The organism is Paenibacillus sp. EKM10P (assembly GCF_011800655.1).
GTDB lineage: Bacteria > Bacillota > Bacilli > Paenibacillales > Paenibacillaceae > Paenibacillus > Paenibacillus polymyxa.
Window position 1 is genome coordinate 157405 of the sequence record NZ_JAALET010000004.1, and the last position, 11942, is coordinate 169346.

Below are 11942 nucleotides of genomic sequence, written 5' to 3' on the forward strand. Positions count from 1 at the left end.
ATTAATATCAATTTCAACATTACTATCGCATGCCCTAAACTACATGAATTGGGGGCTATCCTCTCAAAGTATATTGCATCCTGATCCAGAAACATTATTAATATTGAAATGGGAAGTTATAATTTCTTTATTGGTAGTTTTAATAATGAGTTGCATGCAACAGATCGACTTGAATAATACAAAAAAAGTAGAATAAAGAATATATAGAGTCAACAGCTAGGGAGTATTTCGGAAGAAATGAACTTCTGATAACAATAATTCACGCTTCGACCTGAGTCTGCCAAATGAGATTTATCTCAAAGAGGGATTTTAGCAGATGACCCCTGACGGGGCTCATTAATGCAGAAACGTTATCTGAAATACGACTAAATGGATAATTTTTATTTATAGGAGAGAAGGGCAATGAAGCGACTAAATCTAAGTACAATAATTAGTTCTTTCATATTAGGTTTATCAATTGTTATTAGTGGCTTGTTTATTAGTCATACTGGAGACAAAGAGCTGCATAAAGACGGAACAAATCAAAAAGAATATAAACCACTAATGACAATCAAAGAAACAGCTGAATACTTGAATATAACTGAACCCCAAGTAAAAACAATCATATTTAGTGAAGAGACTATATTAAAGACTACTGGTTCATATTCTGGTAAGATGTTTCCCCTTATTAGAATTGGAACTGATATTTATATAAGTACAGATGGATTAAAAGAATGGTTAAAGGAATCAACAACACAGAGAACACAATATTAGAGAGAGTATTTGAAGAAGATCATACATCAGATAACAACATATATACGCTGCGTAACTGACACTCCTTGGTCTGCCCGAGGTATTTTGTAGAAACGGATTTAGGCAGCCAACCCACTGCCTAACCGCATCACGGCCAGGGCTGGCGTCACTTAGCCAGTGAGAGTTTGTAGATACAAGAATGTTATCTGCGATTATTAAAGCCTAAAAGGTATAATAGGAGGAAGAGTATCTTGACCACAACTTTTACTAAGATAACTGGAGTTGGTTTTATTATTTTATCAGTATTAAGACTAACCCCTTTTATGAATGCTACTGGAAAATGGTTGTTATATATCTCAATTGCAGCGTTCTTTCTTATTTTATATGACTTGCTGGAATTTATTGTTGAATGCATATGGATAAAGAAAGGATTAATGCTAAGTAAATTTTTATTCAGTTTACGTTCTATATTTCTTGGATGTGCGGTGATTGCTATAATCGTTTTACCTAATATAAAGATCAATATTTCTGTCAAAGAAGTTAATACTTTTAGCGACGCCTTTACACTAATTAGCTTGGGTATAGCAATTACACTAATTGGGTTTAAAACCGAAAAAGAACAATCCATTTTGTATAATAGGAGAAGGGCAATAGATAATGAGGTGAGAGAATTTCTTAATTCAATTGAAGGACAAAATATAATTAATGAACACATAGAAAAACTAAGAATAGAAAATACACAACAGATTAATAATTTGAATGCTAATTCTAAGTAGTAGCAACATCAGATAACATAATATATTCGAGCTGTGCCCCTTCGGAGCTTCGGTCTGCAATCAGGTCTGACAACCCCTGGCAAGCTTCATGAATACAGTAGCGTTATAGGAAAGGGATGCAAACTATAAAAAGAAGGTGTTTAAGTTGTTTGGTTTATTTAAGAAAAAGAAGATAATATTTGAAGATCAACTAAACCAACTTTCTGAATTGGGCATCTTCATGAGATCAGGTTTAAAAAAAGAATTACTTTTAGAAGAAACTACAAGAAGTGAATATGAAGAAGATCCCTACAACTTGCTACTACTTACTTTAGGTGGAGAAGTTGAAGTCAATGGTGAATTTATAAATGTATCTGATGAAATTTGGTATTTGGATGCTGAATGTATTGAGGACCATGGAGACTATGCAAGAGTAATAATGCGATTAGGGAATATGACAAAACTTAAATTAAATAAGATAACGGATTACGTAGATATTCAGAATAGTACTGCATGGGTCTCTTTTGAGTATAAGAATGAACTTATAAGATGGGAAATGAAAGTAGATGATGATTGGTTGGATATGGAGATATTCAAGAAATTTAATGAGTTAACACAGACTGAACAATCCATGAAATTGTATATTTCAATTTTAGATCAAGGCTGCCTAGTGGGCTATTTTAATCAAGAACAAGTGATCGAATTAAATAAATTAACAAAATATAAATTTGAAGAGAGTATTAGTGAAATATGACTAAAAAGGAGCTAAACAATGAGTGAATTGACTTCAGGAAGCTTATCACTATTGAAATATAAAGAGGCAATTCTTAAGCATGATCCTGTATACGCGGAGGATTTAAATGACAAATGGTTTGTTTTTATAACCAAAGACACAGAAGAAAGTGAAGAAATTCCGGAAAGCCTATTTCAAATTTCAGAAAAAATCCCAGTGTTATATTTTTATAATTTTGAAGATCACTGTTGGGGATACCGTGTAGTTTACAATTCACAAGAGATAGCAAGTCTTCATATATCATATGTTTTATTAGATACTTCAATTATTAAGCTTGCAGAAGAAAGATATCCAGAGGAAGATCACATTGAATTTTTATATGTCGACCCTAGAGGGGACAAAATCAGAATTGAATTAATTGAAGAAGTTCTGAGATCTAATGAATACAATGAGAAAATAGCAAAACAGTTTACAAATTGCAATTTAGAAACATTTAGATTTTTTGAACTGGATAATGAACAAATAAAACAATTAGAGGATATTTTAAATAATAGTTACTATACACAATTAGAATCTGAGCATGAATTAGTAGAAGAGTTTAAAGAATTATTAAACATTGAGGAAATGAGTTGGATACGAGCAGATAGAATGAACGAAGATTAGAAGCAAATAGATAGTGAGGACTCGTGAAATATAAGCACGTTAGGTGAAACGCGGAGTGTTAGGAGGTTTGCATGAATTACGATGAAGTAGCGAATGAAGTATTCTTTGAAGATGGAAGTCTAAGGGACATTTATATATTGGATACAGACATCCAAATATGGGCTATAATTTTTGAGTATTTGGAAAGTAACGAAATTAATTATCGAGTGACTATAGATGGGCTAATTACAAGAATTAGGGATATTGCTGAATTGTTAAGAATTAAAAAAGAAGCAAGTATTGGGATAACTATTGAATATAGTGAAATTGATATTTGTGGGTATTTTTATGAAGGAAGCGTTATTGAATTTGATATTTCACCAATACAGATAGACTCAGAGAAAAAAATAGATATACTCATGAACTTCCTAAAAAGCCTAAGTCGAAAACTAAACAAAACGATAATTATTACCCCAGAGATGACTATGGAAGAGGTGCTAGTTCGAGTAGAGCCTAAAAGGAAATTGAATTAAGTAATTCACACTGTGGTCGCTTTCGCTTCCTTGGCCACGAAACATTATCTGAAATACAGCAAAATATTTTATGGAGTGATGGATCTTATGGATGTAAAAAAGCTAAGAGATTGGGTAGACAAACACAATATAAGAAGTCGGGCATTAGAGGCTTTTTGGCTTAATTTAAATAACTATAGGCTCGAGGAGCCTGAGCAATTTGATGAGTTATTTTGGGATTATGATAAAGATTATTTAAAGATCTTAATAGAGGATGTTTCCTTACATATCAAGAGCTTGGAATATTTAGACCCAATTAATAGAGATCTTGAGTATGTTGAAGTGAAAATTAGAATCGAGTATCGAACAAATCATATAGGTTATTACAGGCTGATCTTCAATCTAGATGGTACGGTAGAGGATGATTTTTTTATTTCTGAATGGACTGGATTGAGGTTATATCAGACAAGAGCCTTATTAGAGGATATTAAAGAAGAAATAGAAGCTGAAAGAATAAATGGAGAAATAACAGAAAAAGAGGCTATTAAGTTAAAGGAAATAATAGATGAGAAGAAGGACATGATTAGAAAGGAATTTAGTCATTAGAGCAAGTTATGGGAGAAGCGACGTAATTAAATAACAAGGGGGATTTTTATGTCTGAATACTACTGGGACAATAAAATTGATTACCTAAGAAGTACCCGCTGGTTGTACTATAACGATGATTATTTGGAATTTCTTATACAAAAGGTGTGGAAGATAAATAAACCTGTAGAGATCGTAGATTATGGATGCGGATTTGGATATTTGGGACTAAAGCTTCTTCCATTGCTACCAAATGGATCAACATATACTGGCATTGACAAAGGCATGGAATTAATAAAGCAAGCCAATGAAATATTTTCGAAACTCTCTTATAATGCTGAATTTATAGAGTGTGATATTGAAAAAGTGGAATTAGAAAAGAAGTATGACATAGCAGTCAGTCATGCTTTTTTATTACATATGCCAAATCCAAAGAGTATTCTACAAAAGATGCTTGATTGTGTTCAGGATAATGGAATGGTTATCTGTTTTGAACCACATTGGATTGGTAATATGGCGAATTATTATCTAGACGGAATTGAACAAAGCGATGTCATCCGGTTAGGGATTCTACAGGAGTTATATGAGAGAGATCATAAGCGTACGGCTAAGGACGGAAATATAGGCATCCAAATACCGATCATGCTAAGCCAGCTAGGCTTAAGAAATGTAGGGTGTAGGGTTAGCGATAAGGTGAACTTTCTTGATCAGAACATAGACACGGAAAGTAAAAACATGCTTTATAGTTCTTTGAAAGAAGAAGGCTTGTGACAAGAACCTAATGATATTTCAGAGGTACTCAAAAATTTATTGGCCAGAGGATTAAACGAAATGGAAGCTCAAAAACAATATGAAGCAGAAGCAACTTTTTCTAAAGAGTTCAGTGATAAATCTTGGTTAGTATATGCGCCTAATATGAAGATTTCTTTTGGTACAGTTAAATGAAATTAGTGCAAATCATTATAATACCAATATAATCAAAGGGGAAGCGCTATGCACTCTAAAGAGAATTCCACGTATAGCCTGGCTATAGAATGTAAAGATATTTAGTATTTATTTGAAAATAAGGATATTAAAGAGTTAAATGCAATTGTATTACTTGAGAATGGACCATCCAATAGAGTTATTCAAAAAAAAGTGATTTTAAGTTTGTAGGCGAGATAGAAATAGATGCTGAAAGATATAATCATTATAGAATTCATAAAAAAGATTTTTAGCAAACCCCACTTTTGGGGTTCATGAATACAAATATGTTATTTTAACTAACTCAAATTTGAAAAGAGGGGCGTGAAACCATGAATGAAAAGTCGCAGTTACTAGAGGAGTTCAAGGAATGGATATGTTTTGTTTCTGAGATTCGTGAAATGGATTGGCAAATAAAGATTGCCGAAGATAAATGGTCAGTTCACGATATCGTAAGTCATATACTGCTGTGGGATAAATACTTTTATGAAGCAGCCATACATCCGATATTAAACAATACGCCTTTGACATTAACACATATTGATTTTAATCAATTTAATCAGGATGCTGTTGAATATGGGAAAACAAAAACGAAGGAAGAATTAATTGAAATGACTATTCAGTACCGTAACATGATATTGCAGAGCATAGAGAGTATGGAAGATGATAAGTTTACTAAAGAATATGTTGACGGGAAGTTTACTGTAATATCTTATTTAAGAGATTTTATCTGGCATGATCAACATCATATAAGACAGATTGATGAGCTTAAAAGAAGAGCTATGTGAGTATATAGGCAGGTGAATAATATGAGAGATTATTGGAACAAAAGGTTTGCTGAAGAAGGAATGATTTGGGGTTGTGAACCAAGTCAAACTGTAACGCAAGCTATAGATTTGTTCAAAAAGAATAATGCACATCATATATTGGTTCCTGGTGCTGGATATGGGAGAAATACTAAGATGCTCTCTTCTTGTTTTCAGGTTGATGGAATTGAGATATCTAGTTCAGCTATAGATCTAGCAAAAGAATGGGATTTAAAAACGAATTTTATTCGAGAATCGGTGTTAGAGTTTCGTACAAGCAAAAGGTATGATGGCATATATTGTTATGATTTATTACATTTATTTTTGTTGGAAGACCGAAAAAAACTGATACAGAATTGTGTGATGCATTTGAAGGAACAGGGAGTGATGTATTTTACGTGTTTTTCTGATCGCGATTTTAATAATGGTGTGGGTAGAAAAGTTGAGGAAGGAACATATGAATACAAGAAAGGGAAATATGCTCACTTCTTTACTGAAGAAAATTTAATTGAACATTTTAATGATTTGAATATATTAGAAACTGGTTCTATAAAAGAATATCTGACACATGCAGAAAAACAACAAGAATATGAATTAAGATATATAGTTGTTCAAAATATTGGATAGCTATTTCGGGGAAGTAATTCAACAGACACATCCTACTGATTAACTGCCGCAAGTGGCAGCCGGACTGTTAGTCCTAGAACGCTAGGACATCGTGAATACAGAATCGTTATATGTAATTGGAACCGAAGGGAATAAAAAATGAGAATGCAAGACAAACCAATAGTAAGTATTATAGGCTTGGGATTATTTAGTCTGACACTAGTGGTGCACATTTGTTTTAAATCAATAAGAACAATGGATGATGTAGGGATGGGAATATTGTTGTCTCTAGTAAATGCCATATTTCTATTCTTTCCATTGCTATGGGGAGTATTGGGTGCGGTAGAATTCTCAAGAATAATGAGTTGGAGTGAGAAAATAAAGACAAGAGAAGTGAACGAAGAAGTTTGGGTTATGTAATTTATAGGTGGGATGAGGTGAACATATAATAAATATAGCAATGTGACGGCTATTCTTCGATAGGCTGAATTCGTATAATAAAAATATACGTTTCGGCTTTGCCCTTGATATCGTGATTTCTTCTGTATTCGTATCGAAAATCGATTTTCTGTAAATATTTATACATAAACATGATGAGCAAAAACAAATAAGTGGGGAGCTAACATGACAAATAGAGAGGAAATGAATCCTAAGGTTGATGTGTATTTAGGAAAAGTGAACAAATGGAAGGCGGAAATGGAGAAGTTGAGAGCAATCATGCTTGACTGCCAGCTCACTGAAGAACTGAAGTGGGGTAAACCTTGTTACATGTTTCAGAATAGTAACATAGCTATAATACAAGGCTTTAAAGAACACTGTGCGCTTATGTTTTTCAAAGGTGCTTTGTTAAAAGACCCCAATGGTATTCTAATCAAACCTGGGGAGGATACGCAGGCGGGGCGCCAGATTCGGTTCACGAATGTTGAAGAAATTGTTGAGATGGACACCATTTTGAAGGCGTATATAATTGAAGCCGTTGAAGTGGAAAAAGCCGATTTAAAAGTGGATTTTAAAAAGAATACAGAACTTATTTTTCCTGAAGAATTCCAAGCTAAATTAGATGAAAATCCTGCTTTGAAAACTGCTTTTGCTGCATTGACGCCGGGACGACAAAGAGCATACATTATGCATTTTGCTGCGCCCAAACAATCTAAAACTCGGGAATCGAGGATTGAAAAATGTATGCAGGACATTCTCGCTGGAAAGGGATTAAATGATCGATAAATTCGATGAGAAATAAAATTGAAGGGAGATATTCATTTGGATTTTTTTCCGTTGGAGATATCTGTACTATCTGCCGATGCACTTCGTGAGTACATTTTAAGAGAATATTTTTCTTATGGCTTACTTAAATGCCGGTTATTTTATAGAGGCATACATGACATATATAGAGTTAATGCAGACGAAAAAGAGTATTTCTTTAAGGTATACCGTCAAGGGATCAGAAGCATGGAAGAAATACAAGCAGAGGTAGATTTGCTCAATCACCTAAAATTATCAGACATTGAAATCACTACACCAGTTACAAGACATGATGGAAAATTTATTTCACAGTTCAACACTGCAAATGGGATAAGGTATGGAGTGCTATATACGTCTGTTGGAAAACATGAGTTTAATCAAATTGAGGAAACGGCTGAATTAAATGAGAGATTAGGTAGTTATATCGCTACAATTCATAATGCTTGGGACAAATATGAGCTTGGAAAAAAACGATGGAATCTAGATGCTGCCTCATTTATAGATAATTCTATGGATGCTATCAGACAGTTCTCAACCATTCATGATTTTGACCTGCATTTTTTAGAGGAAGTTGCAAAGAATGTGAGCGATAAACTAGAGTATTTAACTGTTGAAAGACCGCAATATGGTATATGTCACGGCGACATTTATAGTGGGAATATCCGAGTTGACGCTAACAGCAATCCTATCCTTTTTGATTTTGATTTCTGTGGAAATGGATGGAGAGCATATGACATATCTATGTATGCTTTCCCATTTGGCATGGGATGTGACGAAACGAAATTAAAAAAGAGAGAAGAACGAAAATATCAATTCTTAAATGGATATAACAAGGTTAGAGCTATGAGCCAAAGTGAAGTAGATTCTATTACCCTCTTTATTCCCTTCAGAAGAATTTTTAATATTGGCACTCTATACATTTCTTATCTTCCAAATACTTGGGGAGACTCTGCTGTCATCAGAAATGTAGATGAAGATATTAAACTGCTTCAAAAGTGGTTGGAATTAAACCCTATATTTTAACTAGTATGCAAAGCTAATGATAACTATATTCCGAAAAAAACCTAGAGATCCTTTACATAAATAAAGCAAACCCACTGCCATGAGTCTAACCGCTTAAGGCAGTGGGTTTGTCTTTAAAACCTTTATATCCGTTAAAAACGGATTATTCCTCCCCGGTCGCCACCGGATTTTCCTCATAGCTGATCCAATCGCTCCAGCTTCCTGGATAGAGTCTCACATTACTAAATCCTGCCTCATTCAAGGCCAGAACATTCGGGCAGGCGGATACGCCTGATCCGCAATATACGATGATCTCAGCGTCCTGATCAAGATCAGAAAAATGCTGTTTCAACTGCTCTGCATTTTTAAATGCACCCTTTTCGTCCAAGACCTCTTTCCAGAAGAAATTCACCGCACCGGGGATATGCCCCGCTGCTTGATCTATAGGCTCTTCCAGTCCCAGGTAGCGCGGCCGCTCTCTGGAGTCGATCAATATAGGTGAAAAACCGATATAGGAGCCAACAGGAACAGAAGCTTCGGATATACGTTGTACTTCTTTCATACTTGTGAGCATTTGTGGCTGAATATTTGCCACAAAGGTCGAGGGAATGCGAATCGGCTGGTCTGCCGTAACGGGGAACTTTGCTTCCTTCCAAGCACTGTAGCTTTCTTCCAGCACGTATACCTGCTCATGACCGAGGTAGCGCAGCAGCCACCAGAAGCGGGAGGCCATCATCCCCCCTTGGTCATCATAAGCGACGATGCGTGAACCTGCATTGATCCCGGCACGGCTCAGACGTGCAGCGAGTGTATCTACATCAGGTAGTGGATGGCGACCACCATGCTCGCCTAGAGGAGCGGTAAGGTCTTCTTCCAAATCGAAGTGAATCGCCCCAGGAATGTGGTCTTCATTAAATTCGGTCCGTCCAGCCCCGGCTTGTCCGAGCACGGAACGGCAGTCGGCAATGATTATGTCGGGTTCATACAATCGGGCCAACAGCCAGCGCTTAGATACGATGGATTTCATAGAGGATTCCGCCTTCCTTTTTTTAACAGTGAATTTAATCCATTGAGTATGGTTTATGAAAATGGGGTAATAAGCTAAGAGCTAACCTTCAGGGGGTGCTCATTGTCAGGCATTTCACTTTGGTGGACAACTTGCTTTTTAAAATCCGTTCCGTATCGGATGAAAACCCATACTCCAAACAGAATGAAAAAGCCTGCACCAAATTGTAAGGTAGACAGCCTTTCCCCGAGCAGCACCCATGCCAGCAGGGAAGAAATAACAGGCTCACCGAGTACCGCCATCGACACCGCGGTGGCGTTTATGTATTTGAGCAGCCAGTTAAACAGGTAATGTCCGAACAGCGTAGGCACTATGGCAAGCAGCAGGAACAGCCCCCATTCCCGTGGCGCATATCCAGTAAAAGGTATAGCATTGACCACATTATACAGCGCAAGCGATGTGGCTGCGATGATAAAAACCCAAAAGTTATAGACAAAAGCGCTCAAATGCTCGCGTAGATGCTTGCCCATTAGCATGTGGATGGACACGGCGATCATGCCCAAGAAGGACAGTGCATCTCCGAGCAGAGCTTGTCCTGAGACATGAAAATCCCCTGCGCCGATGGCCAGTGAGCCGACAAAGGCCATACCCATTCCGAAGAGCATAGCGCGATTCGTGCCTGTCCGGAAAAACAAAAAAGAACCGAGCATGACAAGGATCGGTTCCAATGTCATAATAACAGTAGAGCTTGCAACGGTGGTCAGTCGCAGCGAGCCCATCCACAGCAAGAAATGCAGCCCTAGCGCGATACCGGACCAGAGGATCAGCATCCACTGCTTGCGAGTGAGGCTGAATAGCTCGGTGCGGTATTTCCAGACCAATGGCAGCATAAGCAGATTGGTCAGGTACAGACGGTACATAGCGATGACGGACACCTCGGCTTCAGACCATCTGACGAAGATCGAGGAGAACGAAATAGCGATAATACCTATGATGTACAATAATTCAAAGGAAAACGACGGTTTGTGTGCTTGATTCATGTGGCAGCTCCATCCGTATGAAAGAAAATAAATACGTTAAAATTCTTTCTAACGGTATCTCGAAAATGAGGTTTAATATAGCTCATTATACCGTACCTGGCATTCCCATGGTATTAGGATTTTGCAAAATACTGAGAATATAATCAGCGGGAGCGAGAGGGAGGATTTTAAGTGAGATGCTGCATAGAACTTTTGCTGCACAAGCTCGTCTAACATAGTGGAGGTGGATTTTATGAAAAAACATAACACATTTTCAATCATACTACTGACTGTCGTGGCAGTGCTGGCTCTATCAGCCTGTGGTACGAAACCGCAAACCAATAACAATGCACCTTCAGGGGCAGACCAACCGCAAACGCAACAGCCGCAAGTCGCACCAGAGCCGGTTGCTGAACCGCAGGTTAAAAAAGGCACAGGCGTATACAACGGAGCTGCTGATCCGCATACAGTAGAGATTGAGATGAATGGCGAAGCCCAATCCTTCCAATTAGGGGAGGGGATGGATACGGTAATAGCTGGACTTAAAGAAGGTGATCCAGTAGCGTTTGAATATAACGAACAAGCAGTAGAGGGCGACGCGACAGCGAAGCAACTGACTTTAACGAAAATTCAAAAGACAGAGGCTGCAACAGATGGCAATCAAAACGGAAGTTCTGGTCAACAAGTAGGCGGGGAACGTGCGAAAACTCAAACTTTTGACCTTACCCTTGAAGGGAAAAAGGAAAAGCAGACAGCAACCTTGGCAAAGGGAGAGGGCTATTCGCTGTATGTGTTTGACCCGATGTCCCTGTTCCCAGATCAAAACCGTGTCGCTTTGGCGGTAGATGATAACTACTACGCCGAAATTACGAAGTTGCCCTCCAACTTTAATTTAGATGAGCTTCAAAAAGAAGGCAAGAAGGACTTGGCTTCCATTGGCAAGGTGCAAAAGCTGGACAAAGCAGACGTGCCTAAAGTGCTGACCAGCAGCCGTCTGTTCTTGCAAGCGAACGGCTCGAAGATTACACAACAGTATATTGTTGTGGAAAATACTACAGGGGCTTTCAGCGTGAAAGTGAATATTCCACAAGGGGAGCCTGCTGAAGGATTTGAATCCTTCATTTATACATCGCTGGAGAGCCTGCAAGCTAATAAATAATCCTAATATAAAGTCAGATGGACGCTGGCCTATAATTATGAATTTAAGGCAGTTAAACTGCTGAAATTTGTTGTTTCAGGTACTAGCTTAGCGCTTCGAGGGTCTAATCTGTAATTGCGAGACCTGCACTTTTGTGCTATAAAGGATGAGAGAATAAGATCATTCCGGCTTGCGAAGTCG

At 37.4% G+C, this 11942-nt stretch carries 14 protein-coding genes and 1 pseudogene; 13 read left to right on the forward strand and 2 right to left on the reverse strand.

What is annotated here, in order from left to right; all coding sequences use genetic code 11:
- Nucleotides 1-402: 402 nt before the first annotated feature.
- From HFE01_RS13190 to HFE01_RS13250, 12 genes and pseudogenes are all read left to right on the forward strand, one after another.
- Nucleotides 403-753, forward strand: coding sequence for a MerR family transcriptional regulator (locus HFE01_RS13190; protein WP_019688133.1), 351 nt, complete (start codon nt 403-405; stop codon nt 751-753).
- A 230-nt stretch (nt 754-983) separates the two neighbouring features.
- The gene (locus tag HFE01_RS13195; RefSeq protein ID WP_017428255.1) at nt 984-1508 is read left to right on the forward strand and encodes a hypothetical protein; all 525 of its coding nucleotides are present in this window, start codon (nt 984-986) and stop codon (nt 1506-1508) included.
- Nucleotides 1509-1644: 136 nt separating this feature from the next.
- On the forward strand, nt 1645-2241 hold the full coding sequence (locus HFE01_RS13200) for a hypothetical protein (protein ID WP_243208191.1): 597 nt from the start codon (nt 1645-1647) through the stop codon (nt 2239-2241).
- A gap of 18 nt (nt 2242-2259) precedes the next feature.
- Complete coding sequence (locus HFE01_RS13205) at nt 2260-2883, forward strand: hypothetical protein (RefSeq protein ID WP_031461877.1); 624 nt, start codon at nt 2260-2262, stop codon at nt 2881-2883.
- A 71-nt stretch (nt 2884-2954) separates the two neighbouring features.
- Nucleotides 2955-3395 carry a protein export chaperone secb gene (locus tag HFE01_RS13210; protein ID WP_107733239.1) on the forward strand — a complete coding sequence of 147 codons (441 nt, stop codon included), beginning with the start codon at nt 2955-2957 and terminating at the stop codon, nt 3393-3395.
- An 87-nt stretch (nt 3396-3482) separates the two neighbouring features.
- Nucleotides 3483-3980 (forward strand): hypothetical protein, encoded by a 498-nt coding sequence (locus HFE01_RS27315; RefSeq protein ID WP_017428251.1) that lies wholly within the window; start codon nt 3483-3485, stop codon nt 3978-3980.
- Between the two features lie 48 nt (nt 3981-4028).
- Nucleotides 4029-4904, forward strand: a pseudogene (locus HFE01_RS13225) (class I SAM-dependent methyltransferase).
- 350 nt (nt 4905-5254) lie between these two features.
- A complete protein-coding gene (locus tag HFE01_RS13230; RefSeq protein ID WP_107733240.1) occupies nt 5255-5710 on the forward strand; it encodes a DinB family protein in 456 nt (151 codons plus the stop codon).
- A gap of 21 nt (nt 5711-5731) precedes the next feature.
- The gene (locus HFE01_RS13235) at nt 5732-6355 is read left to right on the forward strand and encodes a class I SAM-dependent methyltransferase (protein WP_107733241.1); all 624 of its coding nucleotides are present in this window, start codon (nt 5732-5734) and stop codon (nt 6353-6355) included.
- Between the two features lie 138 nt (nt 6356-6493).
- Nucleotides 6494-6754, forward strand: coding sequence for a hypothetical protein (locus HFE01_RS13240; protein ID WP_017428245.1), 261 nt, complete (start codon nt 6494-6496; stop codon nt 6752-6754).
- Between the two features lie 204 nt (nt 6755-6958).
- Complete coding sequence (locus HFE01_RS13245; protein ID WP_167438686.1) at nt 6959-7558, forward strand: YdeI/OmpD-associated family protein; 600 nt, start codon at nt 6959-6961, stop codon at nt 7556-7558.
- 36 nt (nt 7559-7594) lie between these two features.
- A complete protein-coding gene (locus HFE01_RS13250) occupies nt 7595-8599 on the forward strand; it encodes a phosphotransferase enzyme family protein (protein WP_016821698.1) in 1005 nt (334 codons plus the stop codon).
- 142 nt (nt 8600-8741) lie between these two features.
- Here HFE01_RS13250 and HFE01_RS13255 read toward each other — a convergent pair whose 3' ends face one another.
- Nucleotides 8742-9605, reverse strand: coding sequence for a sulfurtransferase (locus HFE01_RS13255; RefSeq protein WP_017428242.1), 864 nt, complete (start codon nt 9603-9605; stop codon nt 8742-8744).
- Between the two features lie 74 nt (nt 9606-9679).
- Nucleotides 9680-10624 carry a DMT family transporter gene (locus HFE01_RS13260; RefSeq protein ID WP_016821696.1) on the reverse strand — a complete coding sequence of 315 codons (945 nt, stop codon included), beginning with the start codon at nt 10622-10624 and terminating at the stop codon, nt 9680-9682.
- 232 nt (nt 10625-10856) lie between these two features.
- Here HFE01_RS13260 and HFE01_RS13265 point away from each other — a divergent pair, with 232 nt between their 5' ends.
- A complete protein-coding gene (locus HFE01_RS13265) occupies nt 10857-11762 on the forward strand; it encodes a hypothetical protein (RefSeq protein WP_016821695.1) in 906 nt (301 codons plus the stop codon).
- Nucleotides 11763-11942: the final 180 nt, after the last annotated feature.